The sequence below is a fragment of the Pseudoalteromonas sp. SG45-2 genome (assembly GCF_014164115.1).
Classification (GTDB): domain Bacteria; phylum Pseudomonadota; class Gammaproteobacteria; order Enterobacterales; family Alteromonadaceae; genus Pseudoalteromonas; species Pseudoalteromonas distincta.
The window spans coordinates 1-26893 of the sequence record NZ_JACJEO010000030.1 but is presented as its reverse complement, the minus strand read 5'-3'; the positions used below and the strand labels follow the sequence as shown (position 1 = coordinate 26893).

Genomic DNA, 26893 nt, shown 5'->3' with positions numbered 1-26893 from the left:
GCTTAGCCGTTAATAAGCTCAGCTAATAGCGCTTTAGCTTGTTCTAATTCTAATGTGACTTGTTCTTTACGCTCGCGTAAATACTTGATGGTCACAACGCCTTTTTCTAATTCATCTTCACCAATAATCACTGCAACAAGTGCATCGCTTTTATCAGCACGTTTTAATTGTTTTTTAAAGTTGCCGCCGCCCGCATGCACCATAACGCGTAAACCTGGTACGTCTTTACGTAGTTGCGCTGCAATTGCAGGAGCTTGAATGCTTGCTTTGTCGCCCATTGCTGCTAAATATACATCAGCATTACGACGAATGTCACCTACACACTCAAGCGCTTGTAGTAATAACACTAATCGCTCTAGACCCATTGCAAAACCAACAGCTGGCGTTGCTTTGCCGCCAAGCTGTTCAACTAAGCCGTCGTAACGACCACCAGCACATACTGTGCCTTGTGCGCCTAAGCTGTCGGTTACCCATTCAAATACGGTACGGTTGTAGTAGTCTAAACCACGTACTAACTTTTCATTAACCGTATATGAGACGCCAGCAGCGTCTAAACGTTCACATAAATTTTCAAAATGTTCTTTTGATTCAGCGTCTAAGTTTTCAGACAATTTAGGCGCATCAGTTAAAATTGCTTGTACGTCTGGGTTTTTGCTATCAAGTACGCGTAATGGGTTTGAATACATACGACGTTTTGAGTCTTCATCAAGCACATCAATGTGTTGCTCAAGGTAGGCTACTAACGCATCACGGTAATCTGCACGCGCTTCGTTAGAGCCTAAAGAATTTAGCTCTAAACGAACGTGGTCAGTAATACCAAAGGCTTCCCATAGTTGCGCTGTTAATAAAATAACTTCTGCGTCTATGTCGGCTGTGGCAATACCAAATGTTTCTAAACCAAATTGGTGAAACTGACGGTAACGACCTTTTTGCGGACGCTCGTGACGAAACATTGGACCCATGTACCAAAGGCGTTGTTCTTGGTTATATAGTAAGCCATTTTGGTTGCCAGCACGTACGCATACTGCGGTGCCTTCTGGGCGAAGTGTTAATAAGTCGCCATTGCGATCGGCAAAGGTGTACATTTCTTTTTCTACTATATCGGTAACTTCACCAATAGAGCGTTTAAATAAGTCGGTTGATTCTACAATAGGAAAACGAATTTCTTGATAACCGAACGATGCTACTGTCTCGCGTAAAATGCTTTCTACTTTCTGCCAAACTTGTGTATCGCCCGGCAGACAATCGTTCATACCGCGAACTGCCTGAATTTGTTTTGCCACTGATAAATCCTAAATGCTGTTTATGTGTAATAAAAAATGCTTACACAACAAGAATGCTAAAAATTGACCCGCTATTATAGCGTTCTGGTCATAAAGGTAAACGCCAAACACCGCTGTTTGGCGCTTTATACGGTATTTATTCGACTATTTTAATATCGATAGGTGTTTGCTGCTCTTTTTGAGCAATAAAGTCGCGCACGTAGCCTTCGAGCTGGTCAACAATGTTGTTGTTGTCAATACGCGCTTTTTGGCGCTCACCATTAATGTATAAACCTGAGCGACGGTTTGCACCGGCAAGGCCAATATCACTCACAAGGGCTTCACCTGGGCCGTTTACAACACAACCAATTACCGAAACCGATACAGGCTCAATAATATCTTCAAGGCGCTCTTCTAGCTGGTTCATGGTGCTTACTACATCAAACTCTTGACGAGAACAGCTTGGGCAGGCAATAAAGTTAATACCGCGCGAACGTATGCGCAGCGATTTTAAAATATCAAAACCTACTTTAATTTCTTGAACAGGGTCAGCTGCAAGCGACACTCGCAGTGTATCGCCAATACCTTCGGCAAGTAGCATACCTAAACCTACGGCTGATTTAACCGAGCCAGATCGCATGCCGCCCGCTTCGGTAATACCTAAATGCAGTGGTTGGTCTATTTCTTTAGCGAGTAAGCGATAGGCGCCTACCGCTAAAAATACGTCTGATGCTTTTACCGATATTTTAAATTGGTCAAAATCAAGGCGGCGTAATATATCTACATGGCGCATTGCTGATTCTAATAAGGCTTCAGGTGTAGGCTCGCCGTATTTTTCTTGTAAGTCGCGCTCAAGTGAGCCGCCATTTACACCAATACGAATAGGAATGTTATACTCGCGAGCAGAATCGACCACAGCTCTTATACGCTCTTCGCTACCTATATTACCTGGGTTTATGCGCAGACAATCTACGCCGTACTTTGCCACTTTTAAGGCTATACGGTAATCAAAGTGAATATCGGCTACTAGCGGAATAGTCACTTGTTCTTTAATACTTTTAAACGCTTCAGCTGCGTCCATAGTCGGTACTGATACACGCACTATGTCGGCACCTGCATCTTGTATTGCCTGAATTTGTGCAACGGTTGCATCAACATCCATGGTGTCGGTATTGGTCATTGATTGCACAGCAATAGGGGCGCCGTCACCAATAGGGACGTTACCTACATTGATACGGGTGGATTTTCTGCGTTTAATTGGGGATTCTGAAAACATAGCGACTACTCTGCTAGTGGTAATGTAAATTTGGCTAAACGGTTTTTAGGAAATGCAGAAACATCTACAGGTTCGCCGTTTAAAGTAATGTCTACAGCGTCATGCTTACCAAGCACAACTGAAAAAGGAGGCGTTCCGCTTACGGTCATAATGTAGCCTGCTTTTTTAACGCCGAATGCTATTTTTTCGCCTTCGCCATCGTAAATTTCAACCCAACTTTCGCCGTTAAAGTTCATAACAATTGTACTGCTAGCATCTTCTTGGCTTTCGTTGTTAGATGTAATAGGAGCCGTTTCTGTAACGGCTTCTGAGCTTGTTGATGTTTCAAGCGTATCTTTTGATTCTAATAGTGATTCGTCGTTAATTTCGGCTTGTTGCTGTTGCTGTAAAATACTGGGTTGAGCTGCTTGTCGTTCACTCATTATTGAGTTGGCAACGTTTATTTTACTGGTTTGCTCTTCAATGGGGGTGGCGTTTTGCCAAAACCATAAAGCAGATGAGCCAATAACAATCGCTAAAATTAAATAACTAAAAAACATTAAACGGCTGTCGCTTGCTTCTTTTTCTGTTCGGCGCGAAAAGCTTTGCATATTAGCGGGCTTGGTCGGCTCTGGTGGGGCCGGCATCATTGCTAATATAGGTGCGCTATCGACTTTTAATTCACGGCAATAATTTTTTATATAGCCTTTAACAAAAGTGATAGGGCCTAGTAACGCAAATTCATCATTTTCAAGGCGTTTAATTTGAAGTTCAGACAGCTTTAACGGTGCAGCGATAGTTGCGATGCTAACGTTTGCTTGCTCTCTATGATTTTTTAGTATTTGGCCTACAGTTGGCTGTTCGCTCTGTGTTTGCGTATTTTCTTCATTCATAATGTGTATGAGTCTGGATCCACTAGTAAAAGTCTGTGCCCTGGTTTTAATGCTATATCAGGACTTAATTTATTCCATCGCATTAATTCATCAATTAATACATGCCGCTGAGTAGCTATATCGTAAAGGGAATCACCAGCTTTAATTTCGTAATAAATATTAGGATCGTTTAGGTATATTTTACTTCCATTCATTACCCGATCCGACTCTTTTAAACCATTCCATTGCAGGAGTTTTTGTAGTTTAACATTGTATCGCACCGAAATGCTAAATAGGTTTTCGCCAACAGCAATTACATGAAATGGCACGCGTAAAGGCGATACTTTAGGATTAAGCATTGGAAGCTCAGTTTTTTGCACTGCTTCGTAGCTTTTAAATTCAATATCAGCATTATTTTGATAGTTACTGTTTTCAAAAACGGTTGTGTTTTTAGTCGCTTCGTAGAATACCACGTCGCTACTGTTTTTTTGATTTGTAACTGCAGGTGCAGAATTACTGTAGTTACTAGTTTGCTGCGAATTAAACTGGCCTGTTTTAGGTGCGCCAAACGAGATTATTGTTACCTCGTCATCGGCTTTAGCCGGTTGTTTTGTTGCTATAACTTCTTTTTGAAGTTCTAAAACGGGTTGCGCTTTTTCAGGCGCTGCTACTATAGAATCTGCAGAGTCGTGCTCAGTAGTAAGTGCAAGCATAACAGCCGATGTATCGGTAGGGTTGCTTGGCGCGACGACTTTAGGAGCCTCTTCTTTTTGGGTCGTTACTTGTTTTGCTATTACGGTTGCTTCGTCGGCTTGCGTACTGAGCGTATTTGGCAATGGTTGAGCTTGCTCTTCTCTTGCTATAACTGGATTTACATCTTGGTTATTTGCTGTTGCGAGCTTTTTATCTGTTTTTTGCTCGTTGTTTGTTACCAAGCTTGTTGAACCGTCCTCTGGCGAACGTTTCTTTCTAATAACTTTTATTTTTGGTTTTGAACTAACGTGCGCGCCGCTTGCGTCATTTTTTAGTTCTTTTAACTGCGCTTTACGGTATTTTTCTCGCAGTATTTCAAACTCATTAAAACGTGTTCTTTTCTCTTTTAGCGCATAGGCTTCGTTGCTGGTAGAGTAAGTTTGCAAAATAGTGTTGGAAATTTTTTCAGCTTCTTCAATTCTGCCCATTCGGTTTTTTACAAGATAGCTAAGCATTAATGCGCGAGAAGATACTCGGCCCGAACTTTCATAGCGTTTTAAAAGTTCACTGGCTTTGTACAAGTCACTTTTAGCGTAATACAGTGCGGCTAAGCTAATTAATGTAGATGTTCGCTGAGAGCTGTGATTAAGTGCCTGTTGAAAGTAGCTTTCTGCATTTTCAAAATCATCAAATTCAATAGCACACAGGGCTAAATTTTCGTAGCTTTCGGCAACGCGAATATAACTTGGTACTTCAATGGCTTTTAAAAATTGATCAGTTGCACGATCGTATTCATCAATACCACATAAAAACACACCGTAGTTATTGAGGGTGTTAGGATCGTCTGGCTTGATTTCAAGTGCTTTTTGGTAGGCTTTATCAGCTAGCGGGTTTTCGCCCACTTGTTGGTAGTAATAAGCAAGAGAGTAATGTACTTCAGGTAGGTCAGGAGCAAATGCTGCTGCACGTTCTAAATTGTATTTGGCTTGAGAATTATTACCCGTTTTTAAATACTGTAGGGCTAAAGCAATTCGTGTTCGTGCTGCGCCAGTATTATTAACTTTATTTTCGACGACGGGTTTATTACTGCCGTTATAACTACTTTCACTCACACAGCCACTTAGGGCAAGTGTTGATAGTGTTATAGCAAGTATAGATCGCATTACCTTATCTCTTTATTTTTAGTCCATGTCGCCTATCTTACCTAAAAGCTTTACTCTTGCATCATTTATTTAAAAATAAACAACTTAACAGCCTTATATGGTTTATTCGTATAAGGCTGTTACAGATTATGCTTGGTGGATATTAACGGCAATCGCGTTATCGTCGCGGATTTTCTTTTTAGCTAAACGTTTAGTACGGTCAACTACGTCACCGACTAACTGACCGCAAGCTGCGTCAATATCATCGCCGCGAGTACGGCGAACAATACAGGTTACACCTGCAGCTTGTAGTACTTTTGAAAAGCGGTCGATACGGCTATTACTTGAGCGTGTGTACTCGTTACCCGGGAACGGGTTAAACGGAATAAGGTTTACCTTAGACGGTGTGCCTTTTAACGTTTGTACTAATGCATGCGCTTGATCAGTGCTGTCGTTAATGCCATTAAGCATAACGTATTCAACAGTTACGTCTTTATTAGCTTTTGAACCGTCGATATAACGACGACACGCCGCTAAAAACTCTTCAATAGGGTACTTTTTATTAACAGGCACTAAAATATCACGCAGTGCGTTATCGGGTGCGTGAAGAGATATAGCCAGTGCTACGTCAATTTTTTCTTTTAGTAAATCAAGAGCAGGTACAACGCCTGAAGTACTTAATGTTACACGGCGCTTAGATAAACCAAAGCCCCAATCGTCCATCATTAGTTCCATTGCTGGCACTACGTTTTTAAGATTAAGTAAAGGCTCGCCCATACCCATCATTACAACATTAGTCACTGGGCGCTTTTCGCTATGACCATCAAGGCCTATATCTTTAGCTACACGCCAAACTTGGCCAATAATTTCAGATACTTTTAAGTTACGGTTAAAGCCTTGTTGAGCAGTAGAACAAAAAGTACATTCAAGCGCACAACCCACTTGTGATGATACACATAACGTAGCGCGCTCTTTTTCAGGGATCCAAACGGCTTCTACTTCTTGGCCGCCTTCAAGAATAAGCGCGTACTTAATAGTACCGTCGCTTGCTTGTTGGCGAACTGTTATTTCTGGCGCTACAATTTCGCACTCAGCTTTAAGCTTTTCTTTAAGCTTTTTATTTACGTTAGTCATTTCGTCGAAGTTATCTACGCCAAAATGATAAATCCATTTCATCACCTGGTCACTACGAAACGGCTTTTCACCGAACGATGCAAATAGCTCGCGCATTGCATCTCGGTTTAAATCTAATAAGTTAATCTTTTTTTGCTCGGTCATGAAACAACCTCAATCGGTGACGGTGGAGATAAAAATTTACGAGGACGAATTGTACACAATTCACTCACTTTAATCATTAAGTAAAATATCAAAAAATGCACTTATGGATACTTTGCGTAATGACTAAAAAAGGGCCCGAAAGCCCTTTTCATTTTGTTAACGAATTCGAATTAACGAGTACGTGAACAAAGCTCTTCGTCAGCGAAGAAGTACGCGATTTCGCGAGCAGCAGATTCAACAGCATCAGAACCGTGAACAGCGTTTTCGTCGATGCTATCAGCGTAGTCTGCACGTAAAGTGCCAGCTAGTGCTTCAGCAGGGTTAGTAGCACCCATGATTTCACGGTTTTTAAGAACAGCGTTTTCGCCTTCAAGAACTGTAACCATTACTGGACCAGATGTCATGAAAGATACTAAAGCGCCAAAGAAAGGACGTTCGCTATGTTCTGCGTAGAAACCTTCAGCTTTCTCTTGTGAAAGGTGAACCATTTTAGCTGCAACGATTTTAAGGCCAGCAGTTTCGAAACGGTTGTAGATAGCGCCAATGTGGTTTTTAGCAACTGCATCAGGTTTTACGATTGAGAAAGTACGCTCTAAAGCCATCTTTATGCTCCAATAATTTTAAGTAAAAGTGTGAATATTAACGGGCGCGAATTATACGCGTTTTAAGTGAAAAATCCTAATTTTATTAAAAACCAGTTTGATTGCTGTTTTATGATCTCGATCAAATTTAAATTATTAGCCATATTTATACTGCTGCGCTTGTGTTTATGTATTTTTCAATAACACCAATTTCACTGGATTAATGCTTAATTTTTCAATCAAATTGGTAAAACTCATGCAACTGGTTTAAACCCAGTTCGATGTATGGAGCGCACATGTTACCCGTTATTTCTTCAATGCCTTTTATTCCTGAATTATTATGCCCCGCAGGCAGTTTAAAAAACATGCGCTACGCGTTTGCTTATGGTGCAGATGCGGTTTATGCGGGGCAGCCTCGTTATAGTTTGCGTGTGCGCAATAATGAATTTGACTTAGACACGCTGCAAATTGGTATTAGTGAAGCGCATGCGCAAAATAAAAAGTTTTATGTGGTCTCTAATATTGCGCCGCATAACGCGAAAGTAAAATCGTATTTACGTGATATAGAGCCAGTTATTGCGATGCAGCCCGATGCGCTGATTATGTCGGACCCTGGTTTAATTATGCTTGTTCGTGAAAAATGGCCTGCGATGCCCATTCACTTATCAGTACAGGCAAATGCGGTAAATTACGCGAGTGTACAATTTTGGGCAAAGCAGGGGATCGAACGGGTTATTTTATCAAGAGAGCTGTCGCTCGAAGAAATAACCGAAATACGCACACTCTGCTCAGACACCGAACTTGAAGTATTTGTACATGGCGCACTGTGTATGGCGTATTCGGGGCGTTGCTTGCTCTCTGGTTACATAAATAAGCGCGATCCAAATCAAGGCACGTGTACTAATGCATGTCGCTGGGATTACGATGTAAAACCTGGTGTTGAGAACGAAACTGGCGAAATGGTGCATAAAATTGACCCCAAACAGGTGATACCTACTCTGGGGGAAGGCGCGCCAAGCAACGATGTATTTATTCTAGAGGAACAAGGTCGCCCTGGTGAGTATATGCCTGCGTTTGAGGATGAACACGGCACGTATATTATGAATTCCAAAGATTTACGCGCTGTGCAATACGTAGAGCAGTTAACAAAAATGGGGGTACATAGTTTAAAAATAGAAGGGCGTACTAAGTCATTTTATTATGTGGCGCGCACTGCACAAGTTTATCGTAAAGCAATAGACGATGCGGCTTCGGGTAAACCATTTGATACTAGCTTATTTAAAACATTAGAAAACTTGGCGCATCGTGGTTATACCGAAGGCTTTTTAAAACGCCATGCCCACCAAGATTATCAAAACTATGAATACGGTCACTCTGTATCAACTAAGCAGCAATTTGTGGGTGAAGTACTTGGGCGCTGCGAAAGTGGATTAGTTGAAATAGACGTTAAAAATAAATTTTGTACTGGTCACTCTTTAGAGCTTATGACACCACAAGGTAACATTACTTTTACGCTTGAATATATGGAAAACAAAAGAGGCAAAAGTATTGGCGATGCTAAAGGCTCTGGTCATATTGTAAAAATCCAGCTAGATGAGGGCATTAACTTAGATCACGCTATTTTAATGCGTAATCTAGACGCGCACCAAGATACCCGTAATCCGTTCAAAAAGGTCAGTTAGGATCCACTCTAATAACTGCTCAAAGCTATTTTATTAAATAGAGTGACGCTGAGCAGTTATATCTTCATCTGCTATTTTTTAAATACCATTTATGGAATTTATCTTATCATTAATGCTTATTTATAAAATTTTAAAAGCGAATATAATGGATATTCGTACTTAACACGTGTTGTTAAATCGCTCCTCACTGTTACCCCATTACTTTTTAAAGGAATCATTTTTGTATGTGGATAATTTTTGCATTACTCGCAACCGTTTTTTTTGGTGCCCGAGGAGTGTTGTATCAATGGACGTCGCAGAAAAAGATTAACCGTAACTTATTATTATTCGGTGTATTTTTTGTAGGATTTGTTATTAGTGCGCTAGGTACTGTGGTATTTGAACATACATGGTATGGCTGGGCAGACATTACGGTTGGGCTAGCGTTAGGTTTTGGCTCTTTTGCTGCTAATGGTTTGTTGCATAAGGGGTTTTCGGTTGGTAAAGCGTCTTTAATTAGTATTTTATCAGGATTGACGCCTTTGTTTGTCCTTTTATTTGCTTTTTTATTGTGGCAGGAGACCTTAACAACAATTCAATTAATTGGCTTTTTCATTATTTTTGGTGGCCTTTATATCATTCGTTATTCAAGCGATATTTCGTTGAACAACCTACAAGGTGCGCAATGGGGATTACTCGCTGCACTTGCCTTTGCATTTAATGATTTAATGGGTAAGCAATCAACACTTCTTGAGGCCGATACGTTTGCAACGCTAACGTCTATGTTTGGTTTTGGTAGTTTTCTTTTTGCTGTTAGTTGGTTAGTAAAGCGTAAAAAAATGCTAGCAGAGCAAGGCACTTCTCAAGGGTATTGGTCTGCGAGTAAAACATTTTCATGCGGGTTACTGATTGGATTAACAAACGTGGCAGGTATGGTGGCAATAATATCGGCTTTTGCAATTGGTAATACAGGGCTCGTTTCGGCGATTTCGGGGATGAACATTTTAATTATTTTGCTCTACTCACGCATCATTCTAAAAGAGTCTTTTACCCGCCAAGAAGTGATAGGATTAGCAACAGCATTTTTAGGTGTAATTGTACTTAGGCTTAGTTTTTAAACGTTTAAAGCTTTCCTTTTAAAAGCATACATTGCTACTTTTCGTTGAAGTGTTGCAATGTATGCTCTATTAATAGTCGTACCCGATAAGATACTTGTTTTCTGTCGCGATAAAGCATAGAAAATGGCTGCCCTTCACTTTGCCAGTCAGGAAGGATACGTTTAAGCTTTGTGGCTTCAATAAGAGGCAATGCTATATAATCAGGAATGTAGCTAATGCCTACACCAGACTCAACGGCTTGTTTCATCATTTGAATTTCATCAACTTCTAACCGGACATGCGTGTTTGGATTAAAACTGTATTCTTCACTCGTTTGCTGATTTTTTAACTGCCACGGTACCAACCCAACGCACGTAACTTTTGGTTGCTCTTCTAATTGCTTAGGATGAGTGATGGATTGATAATCATGACTTAAGTGAGTACATAATATATTGTGAGTAAGCTTAAGCTCCCTAATAACCCAATTATCAATAGCAGGATTTCTTACTCTAAATGCTATATCAATCGCTTCTTTTTCAATATCAATAAGGTTATTTGAAAAGCGTAAATCTAGTTGAATATCGGGATATTGCAGTAAAAAATCACAAAAAATAGCACTTAAAAAGTGTTTACCCATGTAAATGGGTGCAGAGATCCTAATTTTCCCTTTAGGTTGCTCTTTCTCATCACAAAGTGCTTGCTCTATACACTCTACTTCATCGAACAGTTTACGATAGCGATCGTAATATAACTCGCCAGTATGCGTAAGTGTTACCCGATGAGCATCTCGATTTAGTAACGTTAATTGCAGAGCTTGCTCTAATAAACGTATTCTACGGCTCAAAGTTGATAGTGACATATCAAGGCTTATTGATGCTTTTTTAAAGCTACCTAGTTTTACTATGGTGCAAAAGTAACGTAAATCATCGAGAGAATAATTAGCTGCCATCAAAACCACTTATCATATTAAGACTTAATTATTGATTATGTTGTTTAATACTAACAGCGGCGCCTTAATATTTCATTAGAGATTAAAGGGGGGAGAACTGAAATTAGGCAATCAAATTTTATATAACTTTGATTTCATGACCTTAAAATAAAAGCACTGGTAAATAACGTAACTTAATCTGTTCAGCAAATTAATTAAAAGTAGTTTTAAGTCATATTTGCTAAAGCGATTGAAAATAGACTTAAAATAGTGATTTACATCGAGTGCTTTATATAAATTCGCTTAATTAAGTGAATTTATACGTCGTCTTTTTTGATGAACCCCTAAAGAATAATGAGAGGCTCTACACAAAAGTAGAGCCTCATTTTTATAATTTAGAAACGATAACTTGCACCTAAATAAACAGTACGGCCATTAATCGTTGTGTTGTATAAACGATCATTGGAGTCTGAATATTGCTCTTCTCGTTCATTAGTCAAATTACTGGCTTCTATAGTGAGCTTTAGCTTTTCATTAACCTGATAAAATGCTGATGCATCTATGTATGTACTGGCATGAAAACCGTTTTCGTCTTCATCGCCGTTACCCGCTTGTACCGCTGCAATATAGTCACTTCTATAAGCTGCTGCAACGCGTGCGCCCCATGAATCAGAATCGTAATATACTGTAAAGTTACCAGAGTGTTCTGACAGCCCAGGGAATGATTTATATTGATCAATACCCGAATTACCTACGTTACGGTACAGCGCTTCACCATCAGCAAATGTATAATTAGCAATAACACCTAAGTTATTAAACGGAGCTGGCAAAAAGTCGAGATCTCGTTGAAAGGCGAGCTCCCAGCCACTAATATCACTTTCATCTAAGTTTTGTGGTTGAATAACGGTGAAAACAGTATTTGCTGTTTGCGGATTACCGTTTTCGTCTACGTCGCCTAAAAAGCTAAGAGGATATCCGGTTTGACTGTACGGGATATCATATGTTTCGGTGATAATGAAGTTATCGATAGACTTATGGAAGTAACTTACGGCCGCATACCCAATGTTTTCAAAATAGTACTCGACTGAAAAGTCGAAGTTAACAGATTCGTAAGGTTTAAGGTTTGGGTTTCCTGAACTGATGCTAAGGCCATTGGTTGATGTGGCATCATTTTGTACAACGCCTGTTGGCACTAATGCACCGAGCGAAGGGCGGGTGAGATTTTCGCCATAGCTTGCACGAAGTACTAAACTGTTATTACTATCCCAAACTAAATTTATAGCAGGCAAAAGTCCTGAGTAGGTGTTTTCAACATCAACTACTTCTCCATTTATTAAACCTACGGCGTTGGTCTTAGTATCGTAATGGCGTACACCAGCATTACCCATTAAATAACCTGAGCCCAATTCCCATTCAGCTTCGTATTGCAAATAAGCCCCAAAGGTTTTTTCTTGTACGTTATCGGTAAAATCAGGATTATCTAAATTAGGATCGATATTCATACTTGCTAGGGTGCCTAGTACATCGACACTTACCCATTGCTGTTTATTGTGCGCGGTATTTGTAAATGTCAGGCTTGGATCTACCGTGTCATCCAGTACGCCATTTTCCCAATCGATGCGGTTAACGTTATCAGATTTAGTTTCACCGTTTTCACTTTCAAACTTTTTATTAGATACACCGAATTTTATATTTGAAGTATTGTTAAGCGTGTAATTAAAATCTAATTTTATAGAGTCAAATGTATTGGTGATTTCTTCTTTAGATATATCAATTTCGTGATAGCGGAATAAACTACTGTCAGTAGGATCAAACCCGTATGTATTTTCCCCATAATAAGCATCCTTGCGATAATCAATAGTTTCATCGCCAAATGTTTCTAGGTAAACTTTAACACTGCCTGTATTGAACTTGGTTTCTGAACGCCCTACTAAGGCGGTCATATTTAAATCTTCTGTAATTTGCCAATCGCTATTTAATACAAACTGACTTATTTTAGTGTCTGCATATTGGCTGCGGCTTTCTGAGTGTATTGCGGCATCTTCGTATACTGAATAAATAGCGTCGTTATTTTCATTTATTTCAAGAGTTGTGAGCTTTGAGCATATTTGCTCGTTGTTATAAGCTGGTCCAGTACAACCAATAGCTGTTGAGCTAGAACCTCTGTTTTGTAAGTGGTATTCACTGCGGTCATTATTCAGTTCACCATATAGAGCGTCAAAACCGAATTCAAGGTTATTACTCGGGCGATACTGCAGGGCAAGTGTTGTCCCTAAGCGTTCTTGATCATTCTCAAATAACGAATAGCGACTACCGCGTGAAAAGCTCACTTCTTCGTTATTTATTTTGTCTTGTAGTTCACCTGAAAGATTTGAGATATCAGAGCCTGAAGCATTTTTTTTGCGCCAGCGATACGTATTGTAACCTTGCTCATTTACATCACGTTTGCTGTATGCAATTGAAAATAATGCGCCAAATTTATCATCCCAAGTATCTGAGATCAGAGCTGCAAAACGTGGACTAACATCATCGGTTTGTGAGTTGTCGCCAAGTTGACCTGATATTGCAGTATTAAAACCATCAAAATCAAATGGTTTTGCTGTATGAAGTCCAACAGTTCCACCTATACCACCTTCATCCATTTCGGCTGAGAAGGATTTTTTCACATCAACGCGCTGAAATAACTCAGACGCAAATATATTAAAATCAAAAGCGCGAGAGCGACTTACGGAACCTCGGCTATCCATTGCTGAAGACGATGTACCTAAAGCTTCCATACCGTTGAGTTGTACTTGTGTAAAGTTTGGACCCAAGCCTCGTAACGAAATTTGTCGGCCTTCGCCGCCCTCTCGAGTTATGGCAATGCCAGGTACACGTTGTAGTGAGTCTGCTAGATTTAGATCGGGAAAATCTGCAATATCTTCAGCCACAATAGAATCTTGTGCGCCCACAGCATTTCGTTTTAAATCTTTTGCTTTTAACAAACTGTTGCGATAACCCTGTACAACAATTTCTTCCACTTCTGTTTGCGCAGATTGTTCTGCATACACATAATTAGACGCGCCTAATGAACTCATTATAGCCGTTGCTAAAAGCGTACGAGATGGTTTGTTCAACATGATGCTTCCTTGGTTTTTAATTTAAAGTTGATTATTAATAAAAGGGTTTGTGCGCACTAAATGACCTCCGTCAAATTGCACCACATAGTTAAAGCGCGCCTGCTGTGGCGAGCCGGGTATAAAATCGGTTGAAATTACTTGTGCGCCGCTATTTTTTGCAGCATTAAACTGCATTGTTCGTTGCGAATTAGTGGCACTTAAATTTGCATCTGCGCGGGTACGCACCATGAAGCCTTTTAATACAAGTTGCTGAATTTTATAAAAGTCGCGTATAGGGTTGTTCACAATCATAAAAGCAGCTTCGGGGTGGTTTTCATCATAATGGGCAAACATGCTAGCCCCTTTTAACGAAGGCCTATTTTGTTTATAAAGTGCGGATTGTTGTGTATTGCCATCAAATAAGAATATGAACTTACCTGCTAAGGCACGTGTACTTGGCCACCCAAACTTAACGACTGTTTGGTTTAAAGATAATGGCGTTTTGCGTAAATCATCTGGCGTGAATAATAAGTTAGGTAACGATTTTTGAATTACTTCATCGAGTAAATAATAATCTTTCGGTGTAAATTTAAGTGGATTATTCCCCAGAACTAAATCAGATCGTGTTTCTTTTACATTGAGCATTACAACAATTGGAAAGTGCTGCGGATTTGCCTCTGACCATGCTTTCAATGTATTCAAACAGCCACTAAACAACACACAATGGCTTTGCACATCAATGTCGGGAATGTGCATTACTTTAAATCCAGGAGTAGCTAATTGCTTTTTTTCTAACTCATTAAACAAAGGCGTTGTTGCAAAAGTATTAGCCCAAGGTTTTATGTATAAACCCCCATTAGGGTCTTTTAAAACGTCAATTTCTAAATGGCGAACACCGCTATTTAACTGTTTAATAATAGATGAATGACCGTAATCAATACGGGCCATTAGCTTGGGGCTTAAATCATTTAATTTATGTTTAACGCTTACGTTTAATGTTTTTTTATAGCTGTTATGTGAGCCAATCATTTGCAGGGTGTTTAATGGCTTAGCGCTAACACTGCTTACATAACCTGCAAAAAAAATAAAAATAAAAAATGGCATAGCACGTCTCAATTGTTGAGTTTGCTATCTAAGAGCGAGCATTTATAAATTAGGGGACACAAAAATATGCATTTAATAAAAGTTTCATAATAGAAAAGCATGTTTATAAAATTTTATGTCCCCTTTTATCCATTACCTCGCTCTAAATAATGAGTGAAATAAAAACGGGATAAAGCCATCATGATTAGAGTCAAAGTACTATGGTTAGCACTATGGATTGGGTTATGTATTACATGCAAAGTAAGTGCTATTGAGTACTTTGAGGTTAAAAGTGCGTCGCAGATGGAGACGGTTAAAGTGGCATTTTTAGCTGATATTCATCTACATGATATTTTTGCTAATTTACATGACGTAGATAATATAGAACTACCAAAGGATGTTACCTCAAAGCAACCATTACTAGTGCGTAGTATGCTTGCCCAGCTTCATTCAACACGTCTTTTTAATGAAAATTATTTTGTTTTTTTACATGTATTAGATGAATTAGCCGAAAAAAAAATAAAACTAGTCGCCTTACCTGGCGATTTTACTGATGATGGTCAACCTATTAATGTGCGGGCACTGGCGCGTATTTTAGGTCATTATGAAAAGAAATATGGAATGCGTTTCTTTGCCATACCGGGTAATCACGATCCCGTAAAACCATATACAACACCGGCAGGTAAAGCTGACTTTTTAATGGCGCAAGGTAAAGAGTTTGGTGTTTATAGTTATCAACATGAAAAGTGTATGGCTAAGCAGTCTGTATGTGATGATGGTTTAAAAAACTGGGGATACGCTGAAATACTAAGCACACTCAATGACTTTGGATTTAGCAAACATAAAAGTGACGTGCTATATGAAACACCTTATAAAAACCGAGAGTTTATATGGTGTAACCCCAATAACAAAAAACACTGTATCACCATGCCCGATGCGAGTTATTTAGTTGAGCCTATAAAAGGGGTTTGGTTAATGGCAATTGATGCCAATGTTTATGCACCGCAATGGCAAAACTCACCGCTCACTTTTAAAGGGTCGTCTGGTGCTGGCTATAATGCTTTAATTGATGCAAAGCCTCTATTGTTAAAGTGGATAAAAACGGTTGTAAAAAGAGCCAAAACGCAAAATAAAACACTGGTTGCATTTAGTCACTTTCCAATGGGGGAGTTTTACGACAATGCAAATGACGAATTACATAAAGTGTTTAGCCGTGGTCATTTTTCTCTACCAAGAGTGCCAACACCACGTACAGCAAAAATACTGGCAGATACAGGGTTAACGCTCCATTTTGCAGGGCATATGCATTTAAATGATACGGCGCTGATAACCAGTAATCAGCACTCCCAGTTAGTCAATGTGCAAGTGCCAAGTTTAGCGGCTTACAAAGCGGCCTATAAAGTTGTAGAGCTAAATTTAGCTAAGCAAACCGCGCTTATTAGTACTCATACATTAGACGATGTGCCGGGTTTTAATAACTTATTTAGTTTATATGAAAAGGAATGGCAGTATCGTAACTTGCATAATCTTAGTAATTTTGACCGCACTATTTTGAACTCAAAGAGTTATGGTGATTTTACCAAGCAACATTTATTTGGGCTGATTAAACAGCGTTTTTTAAAACGCGATTGGCCTAAAAATTTAGTGGCATGGTTAAATGACAATCATCATTTAGCCGATTGGTTTACAAATATGCAATGTTTAAATGAAGCACCGCCTAATTTGCTCTCTCAGCTTGAAGCTGTATCGACAAAAGAATGGCTTCAAGATTTTTATTTATTAAGAAATGGTGATGTAACAGCAGATATAACACCTCAAAAGCGTCTTACTTATCAACAACTAAATACTTTTTTAGCACAATCGACATGTAAAACAGATACGCAAATACAGCAATACTTAGCCCTGTTAATAAAAGTAATGGCAAAATTTAGTCAACATACCCAGGGGGAGAATTTCCGCGTTGATTTAAGAACAGGAAAAATCATTTAATACTGATAACTCAACCCTAAGTAAAAGGTACGTCCACTTGTGGTTGAGTTGTAAGCTCTGAGGGTTGAATTACTGTATTGTCGCTCTTGTTCATTACTGAGATTAAATGCGCTAAATTTAAGTTTCCAATAATTAGAAAAATAATAATTTACACTTGCATCCCAATATGTGGTCGGCATAAATCCGGTTTCGTTTTCATCGAGTAAAAGGCTGCCAGCACGCACTAAATATTTATCTCTAAAAATAGCGCCGAGTTTAAAATTGAATTTAGGGTGGTCGTAAAAAATCATACTTGATGCGGTAATTTTAGATAAAAAAGGCAGGTTTTTTTTAAATAAAGCAGTGCCACTATTTGAGTCATAATAGGTGACTTTACCTTTATTATAAGCCGCTTGTATATTAATGCCCCAATCAGAATTATGTATTAAGTAGTTTAAACTTACCTCGGCTCCCCACTGATAGCCCGTTTCTGCATTACTTAGCCAAAGTAATTGACTATCGGAGGTTGTAGGCGGCGAATCTTCAAATAAAGGCGCTTGTGTTGTGACTATGTAATCCTCTAGATCTTTATAAAAAAGTGATATGTTAAACGAACTGCGACTACTAAAATCAGCCTCTAAGGAAATATCGCTATTATAAGATAAGTAAGGTTTTAGATTTGAGTTAAATATGTATTTTGTACTATTGGGGGTATCGTTTGAGCCATCAAAATTGAGTGAATTTAGTAATGGTTTTGAATAGTTTTTAGAAAGTCCTGCACGAAATCGCCAATTATCGTTAATAAAATATGACCCATTAAAAGTTGGAAGCCATAGACTATACAAAATCGGAGAGTAAGGCGCTTGAGTGTAAGATGTTATAGATTCTGATTGGTAACGTACACCTATATGAGCCTCCCATTTTTCTTGCTCTGTACTTAATAGAGTATAAGCACCTCTGCTATATTCCTTTATGTGTTCAGCTTTAGTCTTGATTAAAAAATTATTGGCTTGTACATTAAATGGGTCAATGCCATAAAGCTTAAGTGCCTCATTAGTGTTTATTTTTAACCACTGCTGTTTTTTATGTGCATTTTGCGATGAAACATACGATGCAGGAAGGTCAATTAATTGTTGTGGTGTATCGGATATTTCATTAAAAAAAATATCGTTTTGCTGTGCGTTATTCATTTTATTTTCAAACAGAGTCCAGTCAGCCCCAAATTGAAGAGTTATTAAACTATTAACGTCATATTGGAAATCTAATTTTGCGAAGGTGTACTCACTATTTGAATTGTATTGCTCTATATCACCATGATGCATTTGCCACATCGTCGGATTTTTCAAGTTTTCGCTGTACTTAATATCTGCATAAAAAGGCGTTTTACGATAATCAATTGTAACGTCACTTATACCTTGGGTATAAATTTTATTGCTGTAAGGAATGTCATACTTTGAGCGCTCGTTTCCTAATATGGCGTTTATTTTCCAATTTTTATCTAGTTGCTGGGAAAATGACAGCACGCCTTGCTGATATGCCGTATTTATTTTTTGAGTTCGGCTTTCGGTTGCCACGCGTGCATTTTCATAACGTGCATACTCAAGCTCATTATTTTCATTAGCTTGAATGTCTTTAATTGTTGTTAGCCCTTTAATTATAGGCGTTGACTGATCCCCTCTAGGGTATAAATGATATTCATGCCGCTCTCCTTTTAAAAAACCTGAGAGCATATCAAAATCAAAATGCGTGGTTTCGTTTTTATACTCTACAGATAGGTTTGCCCCAAATCGCTGCTGGGTTGCTTGCCATACCGAGTAGCGATTACCGCGAGGGATTATATAATCGCCTTGAGTTAAATGCTGAGCTTGTGATTGAGTTAACGCCGAGAGATCAGCGCCTTCTATGGCAATATTTCGCCAGCGAAATGTATTAGCGCCTTGCTCTAACGATTCTCTGTTTGTGTACGCAACGCTTGCAAGTACCCCCCAATTATTCCACGTGTTAGAAATTAAGCTTGAATAGCGTTTTGCGCCTGTACCCACATAGTCGTTGTAGCCGACTTCTGGTGTAATAATAAATTTAAATCCTTCATTATCTAAGGGGTTTATAGTTTGCAGTGCCATAGTGCCAGATATTCCACCTGCAATTTTGTCGGCAGAATAGGCTTTAATTACATGAATTTGTTTAAATAGTTCGGCAGGTAAAATATTGAAGTCGAAAGAACGATCGCGCTGTTTTTGCACTCGACTATCCATTGGTGAATCATTATTTGCCAATACAGGCATACCGTTGAGTGTTACCAAACTAAAATCAGGATAACTGCCACGTATTGATACTTGGCGACCTTCGCCTGCTTCGCGAGTAATGGCTACACCCGGAATATACTGTAAGGCTTCAGCCAAGTTAGTATTGGGAATGTCGGTAATATCTTGTGCAGAAATGGCTTCGCTAATCGTTTTATTATTGTGTTTTAAGTTTCGTGAGCGAGCCAACGAATAGCGGATACCCTTTACTGTTATTTCTTCAAGTGTTTCTTTATTGGTCGTTATTTTTTGTTGAAAAATAACAAAACCCTTGTCTTGAATTTTATATGTTAATTCACTGTCTTCTAACAAATAATCCAATGCTTGAGCAAGTGTATGATCGCCAATTAAGGTGGATGTAGTTTTGTCGTCGATAAGTGAAGGGTTACTACTAAAAGAGACTGCATACGCATTTGCTACTTCTCTTAAGCTGTCACTGAGAGAACCGGCAGGTATATAAACAAACGTATGTATGTTTTTTGCGGCACTTGGTATTGCTGTTAAGCAACTAACAGCAATAAAAAAGTACACTAAAATACGTTTATTTAATGTACACACATGTTTTAGCATAAGAGTTTAATCAACATACTTCATTTAAGGTCGCGTTAAATGAAGTTCGTTGCTCTTTTTTTCTACATTCCAGTTGTAAGTAGATGCTATTAGCATAAGGCTTTGTTGCGGCGTTTCGAGATTAAATCGTCCGCTAATTAAAGTATTATTTAGTGCGTTATCTACTTTAATTACCATAGGGCTATAACGCTGCAATTGCTTAATAACAGTGGTTAGAGGTTCTTTTTTTGCATCAATCCAACCCATTCGCCAAGCAGGGAGTTGTGTCAACTGCTGGCTATAATCTACAGCTATATGTCCATTTTTTATAACAGCTTGTTGAGAGGGAATTAATATCACTTTATCTAAGGCCGAGACTTCTACCCTGCCTTCGTACACTGTTACCACTACTTCATCCTTATTGCGCTCTACATCAAAAGAAGTACCTAGTACTTTAATGCTTGCTTGTCCGGAATTTATTATAAATGGCCGTGTTTTATCTTTGGCTACATCAAAAAAAACCTGTCCTTTTTTTAATTCGATTTGCCTAGAGTGTGGTAGTAAGTGCGCAGTCAACTCACTATCTGCATTTAAGTGTAAATATGAACCGTCATCTAATAACTTAGATACACGTTTGCCTAAACGTGCTTCTAAAAGCTGAGGTAGGTTAGTTTCAACTGCTGTTTTTGCAATAGGTGTTGGTGTAAACGCTTGTTGAGATATAGAAAGCCAGTACACTGCAAAAGCAATAGCGCTAAAACTAGCTGCTAAGGCGAGCATAGGGAAAGCCCTAGAACGTTTAGCATTAGGCGTAATTATTGGAGTCGGTAAACTATATTGTTTAGTGTAAATGTGTAGAGCCTGTTTAACAGCAGGATCGCCAAATACATTGGCTATTTTCTCAAATGCAGCCTTATTTTCTGTGCATTTTAACCAAAGCGATAGTTCTTTACGGTCATGATCATTTAAATCATTAATCCGATCTACCCAATCTGCTGCCTGTTCTAAGCGTTGTTCGTTCATTAAAAAACCTAACCTGCGTTGATTAAATATAAAGAGCGTAAAAGTGTAATAAAGGGGACATTTTTATTGATTTTTTTCTATGTGAAGCGTTATTTGTATCATTGCGCGCGTAATATGTTTTTTTACAGATTCTTGGCTCATATTTAACTGCAGACTAATTTCTTCGCGACTTAATCCGTTAATACGTCGAAGCTTAAATACTTTTCTTCTTAAAGGTGGCAACTCTTCCAACGCGCTTTTAACAAGCTCGAGCTTTTGCTCTGTAATAGACTGCGCCTCTGGATCGCTATTATCATCTGTAAAAAGCTCAATATCTTCTGCTTTATTTGGTTGGCTTTTATTTTTTTGCCAATCACTATACATAACAGACTTTGCGACTTGATTTATGTACGCCTGAAAGTTTTCAATTTCTAATGTGTCATTTCTATTTAAAGTTCTCAGCAAAGCTTCTTGGACTAGGTCGTCTACGTCATCGGTATTATTTGTTCGACGACTAACAAACTTACGAATATGGCTGATAACGTTTTTTACATCGCTTTGTTCAGAAGAAATATTTAAATTCGATGGCAGGGGGCTTTTAAAAGTCTTCATTACTCAGTCTAGAATTTTATTTTAAATAAATACTAAGTGAATAATATGACCAATTGATTACAGGTACGGTTGGGCGATTAAGTAAATTAAAGTAATGATACGAAGAATAAATTATCATTTAGAGCATCTTAACGCTTTAGATAGGGTTTAATTTTAGGCATAGAGTATTTGAGCAAATAACGCTTTGAGAAAGACTAAATTTTTGGAGGTACTATATTCCCTTGTTATCACTTATTTGAATGTTCTTTTGGCGAGATTAGCGTATGACTAGAGGGCTTAAGCGCTTTTCGGCAGATCAGCTAGTTTTATATTAGCTTAAAAAATGACATAGAAAAGTTAAAATAATAGTATCAAACTTAGTAAAAGTGCAGCTATTTTTATTGATTAGGATCAACAAAGCAACAGAGAAAAATAGGCATAATTTATGGCTGAAATTTACACCTAAAAATAAAATGGTGAGTTACGAATGTGTGCTACGATTTAATGAAAAACAAAGGTTTTTTATTGAACTTGGATTGTATGAAAAGCAGTCAAAAAACATTTCATTTAAATCTATCTTTTTGTTTTGTAATGATATTAATTGAAAAGGCTTATAAGTGGCTTTACTCATAAATAGTAAATGCATTAACTGCGATATGTGTGACCCAGAATGCCCTAATGAGGCTATTTATATGGGCGCTAAAATATACCAAATAGATGCAAACAAATGTACAGAGTGTGTAGGGCATTATGATAAACCTACTTGCGTAAGTGTTTGCCCTATTGACTGCATAAAGCCCGATCCGAATAAGCGTGAAACTTTGGACGAACTAGCAGAAAAATTTGTGCGGGTAACTGGCAAATAACTCGTCAGGTATTTTGCTAAGCAGCTTTTAATTTAGGCTAAAAACACTACTTACATTAATTATTTAGGTTGTAGCTAAGGTCCTCTGTCATGCATTTTTAGTTTCAATCAAATCTTATTACCTTCATTAATTATCAACTATATTGTGTTATCTTAAGGCTTTATAAACTCAAGTATTAATCTAAGTTTTAGATTGCATTCTATAGGAGTCTATTTTGGATATAGGTATTAACGCTATTCAGGCTGTATCTTCAAAACAAGCCATATTTATTAATGATGAGTGCCGAGTATTTGTAATTGGCGATCTTGATGGTGATTTACCGGCCTTAAAAAACGCACTTAATAACGTAAATTTTAATCCTGAAAGAGATACTTTGTTTTGCCTAGGCGATTTTGTTGATCGCGGGGATAAAACATATGACTTATTTACATACTTACAAGCCATTAGGGCATGTATGATATTAGGTAATCATGAGCATTTAATGTTGGAATCATTATTAAGTAATGATATAGCGGCTTTTAAATTATGGACTGACAATGGTGGCAATTGGCACAAGTCGGTATCGAGTGAAAAGCTCAGTGTTATGTGCGATGAGTTACTAACTAAACCGCTTTCAATAGTACTAGAGTATCGTGGTTATACAATAGGGTTGTCTCATACATTTGCACAATCGTGGGATTGGGAAAATTACCCTGATGATAAATCGCTAATCGTGCAATCTTTGTTGTGGGATCGCGAAGTAGTTAAACAAAATAAGGTAGTTAAAAGTCATGGAGTCGACTTTTCAATACATGGACATAACTCAACTAAAGCGCCTTTTTGGGTTGGTGATAGTTATCATATAGATACAAATTATTATGGTGGAAAGCCGACATTACTCGAGCTTTCAGAGGTTATTGCTACGCTTGATTAACCAAGCGCTATTTAGCAATTATTACTTCTTTCAAATATCATCCGGCAGTTTTGCTTTTTAAAGTATAAACTGCTGACTACCACATCAAATTATCCCCTTCGTATTTTTGTATACACTTTATGATGATTTATGCATTGTAATTATTCATTAAGCTATTAAATACCACAAAGCCGCTCTTAGTTTGTTAATTGAGAGTGGTTTTGAAGTGTGGGTTGGATTTTAAGTTTCATTCAATAGGTATTAATACAGTTATATGAGACGTTTATTTAGTTTTAATATTGATGATTAACAAACGGTTAAGTTTGGCTGTGTAGAATTGGGAACAATTTTTGCCATTTCGTAAATAATTTACGTAAAAGGACTAACTTCTCGCTTTAGGTTTTATATAAGCAGATTTAAATGGAACAGCCTCTCACATGATAGTAGCAAGCATATACCCTTTCCCTTTTTCAACGTTTTGTAAGTCGTCACTTTATATATCAATTTTTTCTGCTTTGGGTTCTACGTGTGCTTTTGCAGCGCAAGAAAACCCGCAGCACGCAAAAGGTATGGAAGTAATAGAAGTACGTGGTATCCGTTCAAGTATGGCCGAAAACTTAGATGTAAAACGTATGTCGGGATCTGTAGTTGATGCCATTACCGCGGAAGACATTGGAAAGTTCCCTGATAAAAACGTTGCAGACTCACTTCAGCGTGTACCCGGTGTGGTAATTGAGCGTGACGGCGGGGAAGGTTCATCGGTTAGTATTCGTGGTTTATCGTCAGAACTTACCTTTACACAACTTAATGGTAATTTTATTGCGTCTTCCCCGGGGGAGCCTTCGCGTTCGTTTGATTATGCTTTGTTACCGTCTTCAATGATTGAAAGCGTAGAGGTTTATAAATCGCCAGAAGCACGCTTAGATGAAGGTGGGGTTGGTGGTACTGTATTAATGCATAGCCGAAAACCTCTGAGTATGGATGCAAACTCAGGTGTATTTAATGTAGAGAGTACTTACGCTGATGTTACAAAAGAGTACGAACCGCAGTTTACGGGTTTATATTCATGGAAAAATGACAACGAAAACTTTGGTGTATTAGTTGGCTATACCTATCAGGAACGGACAAACAGAACGCTTTCGGGCGGTACTGATGCTAATGTATGGCGCTATACTGGCACTGGGCAAGCAACAGATATACATGGTAATACAGTTGATAACAATAACGGTTGGGATACTATTAATGATGCAAACGGCAACAGTTACGATGGCGTTTGGTTTCCGCAAGTTGTTCGAGGTTCTGTTCTTAACGAAAAACGTGAGCGCGAAGGGATTCAATTTAGTTCCCAGTGGCGACCAACAAATCGTTTAGAGCTTGGCTTTAATTATTTTGGTTTTACACTTGGGCAAGACAGAACAGAATCTGTGATTGATATACCAGAGTGGTCTTTAAATCCTGATTTTTTGACGGATGTAAATCTTGATGAGTCGGGCACTATTGTTACTGGTATGCAATACGATGCAATGGCAAGTGGTGTCGAAAATGATATGCAATTTCCGTGGATGCGTGGCAGCTACGTACGTGAGGAATCTACCTCCGATACCTTTGATTTTAATTTAACCTATGAAGGTGATAATTTTAAAGCGCGCTTTGTAATTGGTAATACACAATCAGAGGGCGGCCCAGAAGAAAGCTGGGAAGCGGCGTATAAAAGTTCTAACGCGGGCGAAAACGCAGCCACTATTCAAAACGCAGCTCAAACGGCTGGCTGGTCGCTCAATCAAAATAATGTGTCACTTAATATCGACCCTAATACATTAGTTAATTTACAAAATGGAGTTGGAGGCGGTCGTGATACGGGCTCTTCAAACTCAAGCTTTGTACGCAGTGAGCTAGAAGAAGATTACTACCAAGCTGATGTGGATTTTTATGTAGATTGGGGCTTTTTAAAAACAATTAGAACCGGTGTTAAGTACCGCAACTCAATTCTTCACCGTGAAACCGGCAACACCTTCTTTTTAGATCCAAATTTTGATATTGCTGCAGGGGAAGCAAGTGAACAAGGTATTACCCGTTTTGATAGCTACCAATGGAATGGTGGAATGCCATTAGCTCAAAATGTATTTACTAGTGAGAATAATATTGCAGGTGGTTTTGATATAAACCAAATGCCAAGTATCGACTGGAATAAATACCGCGATATGGTCACTGCTAGTTATGTACCTTATACGCGCATTGAAGATAATTTTGTTTACGATATAGAAGAAAAAATATCGGCTTTTTATATACAAGGTGATTTTGAATTTAGTGAAGTCAGAGGTAATTTGGGTGTGCGTGTTGTGCAAACAAAAACACTTACTTCATCTACTGACTTATATACCTACCAATTAGATCACACAAATGATGAAACAGGTGAGCCAGTAACAGGTGACGCTCGTTTTGTAGAAGACTATCAATTAGTCACTCAGCAAAACAAAGACACTCAAGTTTTGCCAAGCTTTAATATAGCGTGGGATGCAACCGACGATTTAGTTATTCGTGGGGCAATAGCTAAAGTAATATCTCGTTCTGACTATAGTGATTTAGGTGCGCAGCAGCGCATTACCTATGTATCAGGTGAATGGGCAGAAGATAGAGCCGCATTTAACGAGCTTCCTGGTTTTAGCGGTAGTGGCGGAAATAAAAACTTGAAACCATTTGAATCAGTTCAAGCTGATTTATCTATTGAGTATTATTATGGCGAAGGTTCTGCTGTTGGGTTGGCACTTTTTCATAAAAAAGTAGATAACTTTGTTGTGCCACTGGTGATCGACGTAGAGCAAAACTTTGCTGGTAAAAATAATATAGTGGATGCAGGGACTATTAATATAGCCCCTTACAGCACTGTAGGTAATGGCACCGATGCAGTATCAAAAGGCGCGGAAGTATTTATTCAGCATGCCTTTGATAGTGGTTTTGGCTTTTACGCAAATTACACCTATAACAAAACCAATAAAGCAGATGTAACAATTAATGGTGAAGAATTTGGTCAGTCGGCCTTAATAGGTAGTGCAAAGTATCAGTACAACACCTCTGTTTATTATGAAGGAGATTATTTTAATGTACGTGCTTCTTATAATAAGCGCGGCGAAACAGTACTCGGTTTAAATAGCGGATTAAATGTATACCAAGACCCTTACGAGCAACTCGATGTAAATGCATCCGTAAATTTATACGACGGGCTTAGCTTTACCGCAGCGGTTATTAATTTAACTAAATCTGAATCAGTAACGCGTTTAGGAAATGACACCGATGCGCGATTACTCAATACTAGCTACTCAGGTCGTCGTTTTTACGCGGGCTTTAACTATAGCTTTTAGATAAATGACTTAATAGCTGGTCTGTAGACAGTATTTTTTGATAGCGCAGGCCATAACAAACACTTTAATAGGCGTTAAATGTTAATAAAGTGCTAGTTATGTTGTGTTTTTAATGCGTTTAGCTCAAATTCTCAGCGAACAGTGATTTATTTAAAGTTTTGTCAATAAAACGCTTGCGTAAAAATCTGTTCTCCCTATAATGCGACCCCACTGAGACGGGAAACGCTGAAGCATAGCAAGGCACGAACTACTCACAGAGTTAAATAAAACTTCGGTTTTAAATCTTCCAAAAGAAAGTTTAAAACAAAGTGTTGACTCGAAAAATAAAGGGTGTATTATTCGCATCCCTTGAGACGCTAAAGCGACTCAAAACGTTCTTTAACAATATAAAGCAATCATCTGTGTGGGCACTC

At 38.5% G+C, this 26893-nt stretch carries 18 protein-coding genes; 6 read left to right on the top strand and 12 right to left on the bottom strand.

What is annotated here, in order from left to right:
- Positions 1-2: 2 nt before the first annotated feature.
- From hisS to ndk, 6 genes are all read right to left on the bottom strand, one after another.
- Positions 3-1283, bottom strand: coding sequence for a histidine--tRNA ligase (gene hisS, locus H5116_RS18120; protein WP_008168943.1), 1281 nt, complete (start codon positions 1281-1283; stop codon positions 3-5).
- A 136-nt stretch (positions 1284-1419) separates the two neighbouring features.
- Entirely contained in the window at positions 1420-2538 is a 1119-nt protein-coding gene (gene ispG, locus H5116_RS18115; RefSeq protein ID WP_154904108.1) for a flavodoxin-dependent (E)-4-hydroxy-3-methylbut-2-enyl-diphosphate synthase, read from the bottom strand.
- A gap of 5 nt (positions 2539-2543) precedes the next feature.
- Positions 2544-3410: a RodZ domain-containing protein gene (locus tag H5116_RS18110; protein WP_002961292.1), complete on the bottom strand. Its 867-nt coding sequence runs from the start codon at positions 3408-3410 to the stop codon at positions 2544-2546.
- A complete protein-coding gene (gene pilW, locus H5116_RS18105) occupies positions 3407-5245 on the bottom strand; it encodes a type IV pilus biogenesis/stability protein PilW (protein WP_182716772.1) in 1839 nt (612 codons plus the stop codon). Before pilW ends, H5116_RS18110 begins: the two co-directional genes overlap by 4 nt.
- Positions 5246-5371: 126 nt before the next feature.
- Positions 5372-6502, bottom strand: coding sequence for a bifunctional tRNA (adenosine(37)-C2)-methyltransferase TrmG/ribosomal RNA large subunit methyltransferase RlmN (locus tag H5116_RS18100; RefSeq protein WP_002961289.1), 1131 nt, complete (start codon positions 6500-6502; stop codon positions 5372-5374).
- Between the two features lie 170 nt (positions 6503-6672).
- Entirely contained in the window at positions 6673-7104 is a 432-nt protein-coding gene (gene ndk, locus H5116_RS18095) for a nucleoside-diphosphate kinase (RefSeq protein WP_002961288.1), read from the bottom strand.
- Between the two features lie 275 nt (positions 7105-7379).
- Here ndk and yegQ point away from each other — a divergent pair, with 275 nt between their 5' ends.
- Complete coding sequence (gene yegQ, locus H5116_RS18090) at positions 7380-8765, top strand: tRNA 5-hydroxyuridine modification protein YegQ (RefSeq protein ID WP_182716771.1); 1386 nt, start codon at positions 7380-7382, stop codon at positions 8763-8765.
- Between the two features lie 224 nt (positions 8766-8989).
- Entirely contained in the window at positions 8990-9862 is an 873-nt protein-coding gene (locus H5116_RS18085) for an EamA family transporter (RefSeq protein WP_002961284.1), read from the top strand.
- A 34-nt stretch (positions 9863-9896) separates the two neighbouring features.
- Here H5116_RS18085 and H5116_RS18080 read toward each other — a convergent pair whose 3' ends face one another.
- From H5116_RS18080 to H5116_RS18070, 3 genes are all read right to left on the bottom strand, one after another.
- Entirely contained in the window at positions 9897-10790 is an 894-nt protein-coding gene (locus tag H5116_RS18080; protein WP_182716770.1) for a LysR family transcriptional regulator, read from the bottom strand.
- A gap of 374 nt (positions 10791-11164) precedes the next feature.
- Positions 11165-13888 carry a TonB-dependent receptor gene (locus tag H5116_RS18075; protein ID WP_182716769.1) on the bottom strand — a complete coding sequence of 908 codons (2724 nt, stop codon included), beginning with the start codon at positions 13886-13888 and terminating at the stop codon, positions 11165-11167.
- 21 nt (positions 13889-13909) lie between these two features.
- Complete coding sequence (locus tag H5116_RS18070; RefSeq protein WP_182692789.1) at positions 13910-14971, bottom strand: Ca2+-dependent phosphoinositide-specific phospholipase C; 1062 nt, start codon at positions 14969-14971, stop codon at positions 13910-13912.
- Positions 14972-15151: 180 nt separating this feature from the next.
- On the opposite strand from H5116_RS18070, the gene H5116_RS18065 reads away from it, so the two are divergent.
- Complete coding sequence (locus H5116_RS18065) at positions 15152-16939, top strand: metallophosphoesterase (protein WP_182716768.1); 1788 nt, start codon at positions 15152-15154, stop codon at positions 16937-16939.
- Here H5116_RS18065 and H5116_RS18060 read toward each other — a convergent pair.
- The 3 genes from H5116_RS18060 to H5116_RS18050 form a co-directional block, all read right to left on the bottom strand.
- Positions 16936-19791: a TonB-dependent receptor gene (locus tag H5116_RS18060; RefSeq protein ID WP_182716767.1), complete on the bottom strand. Its 2856-nt coding sequence runs from the start codon at positions 19789-19791 to the stop codon at positions 16936-16938. The genes H5116_RS18065 and H5116_RS18060 overlap by 4 nt on opposite strands.
- A gap of 24 nt (positions 19792-19815) precedes the next feature.
- Positions 19816-20793, bottom strand: coding sequence for a FecR family protein (locus H5116_RS18055; protein WP_182716766.1), 978 nt, complete (start codon positions 20791-20793; stop codon positions 19816-19818).
- 63 nt (positions 20794-20856) lie between these two features.
- Positions 20857-21384 carry an RNA polymerase sigma factor gene (locus H5116_RS18050; RefSeq protein ID WP_182725241.1) on the bottom strand — a complete coding sequence of 176 codons (528 nt, stop codon included), beginning with the start codon at positions 21382-21384 and terminating at the stop codon, positions 20857-20859.
- Between the two features lie 596 nt (positions 21385-21980).
- Here H5116_RS18050 and H5116_RS18045 point away from each other — a divergent pair.
- From H5116_RS18045 to H5116_RS18035, 3 genes are all read left to right on the top strand, one after another.
- Positions 21981-22229 (top strand): YfhL family 4Fe-4S dicluster ferredoxin, encoded by a 249-nt coding sequence (locus tag H5116_RS18045; protein ID WP_024595039.1) that lies wholly within the window; start codon positions 21981-21983, stop codon positions 22227-22229.
- A gap of 214 nt (positions 22230-22443) precedes the next feature.
- Positions 22444-23142, top strand: coding sequence for a metallophosphoesterase (locus H5116_RS18040; RefSeq protein ID WP_182716765.1), 699 nt, complete (start codon positions 22444-22446; stop codon positions 23140-23142).
- A 416-nt stretch (positions 23143-23558) separates the two neighbouring features.
- A complete protein-coding gene (locus H5116_RS18035; RefSeq protein WP_182716764.1) occupies positions 23559-26480 on the top strand; it encodes a TonB-dependent receptor in 2922 nt (973 codons plus the stop codon).
- The last annotated feature ends 413 nt before the right edge of the window (positions 26481-26893 follow it).

What these genes read in the sequence shown, in the direction of transcription:
- ispG (WP_154904108.1), bottom strand. Translation starts at nt 2,538, where the DNA reads ATGTTTTCAGAATCCCCAATTAAACGCAGAAAATCCACCCGTATCAAT.
- H5116_RS18110 (WP_002961292.1), bottom strand. Translation starts at nt 3,410, where the DNA reads ATGAATGAAGAAAATACGCAAACACAGAGCGAACAGCCAACTGTAGGC.
- pilW (WP_182716772.1), bottom strand. Translation starts at nt 5,245, where the DNA reads ATGCGATCTATACTTGCTATAACACTATCAACACTTGCCCTAAGTGGC.
- H5116_RS18100 (WP_002961289.1), bottom strand. Translation starts at nt 6,502, where the DNA reads ATGACCGAGCAAAAAAAGATTAACTTATTAGATTTAAACCGAGATGCA.
- ndk (WP_002961288.1), bottom strand. Translation starts at nt 7,104, where the DNA reads ATGGCTTTAGAGCGTACTTTCTCAATCGTAAAACCTGATGCAGTTGCT.
- yegQ (WP_182716771.1), top strand. Translation starts at nt 7,380, where the DNA reads ATGTTACCCGTTATTTCTTCAATGCCTTTTATTCCTGAATTATTATGC.
- H5116_RS18085 (WP_002961284.1), top strand. Translation starts at nt 8,990, where the DNA reads ATGTGGATAATTTTTGCATTACTCGCAACCGTTTTTTTTGGTGCCCGA.
- H5116_RS18080 (WP_182716770.1), bottom strand. Translation starts at nt 10,790, where the DNA reads ATGGCAGCTAATTATTCTCTCGATGATTTACGTTACTTTTGCACCATA.
- H5116_RS18075 (WP_182716769.1), bottom strand. Translation starts at nt 13,888, where the DNA reads ATGTTGAACAAACCATCTCGTACGCTTTTAGCAACGGCTATAATGAGT.
- H5116_RS18070 (WP_182692789.1), bottom strand. Translation starts at nt 14,971, where the DNA reads ATGCCATTTTTTATTTTTATTTTTTTTGCAGGTTATGTAAGCAGTGTT.
- H5116_RS18065 (WP_182716768.1), top strand. Translation starts at nt 15,152, where the DNA reads ATGATTAGAGTCAAAGTACTATGGTTAGCACTATGGATTGGGTTATGT.
- H5116_RS18060 (WP_182716767.1), bottom strand. Translation starts at nt 19,791, where the DNA reads ATGCTAAAACATGTGTGTACATTAAATAAACGTATTTTAGTGTACTTT.
- H5116_RS18055 (WP_182716766.1), bottom strand. Translation starts at nt 20,793, where the DNA reads ATGAACGAACAACGCTTAGAACAGGCAGCAGATTGGGTAGATCGGATT.
- H5116_RS18050 (WP_182725241.1), bottom strand. Translation starts at nt 21,384, where the DNA reads ATGAAGACTTTTAAAAGCCCCCTGCCATCGAATTTAAATATTTCTTCT.
- H5116_RS18035 (WP_182716764.1), top strand. Translation starts at nt 23,559, where the DNA reads ATGATAGTAGCAAGCATATACCCTTTCCCTTTTTCAACGTTTTGTAAG.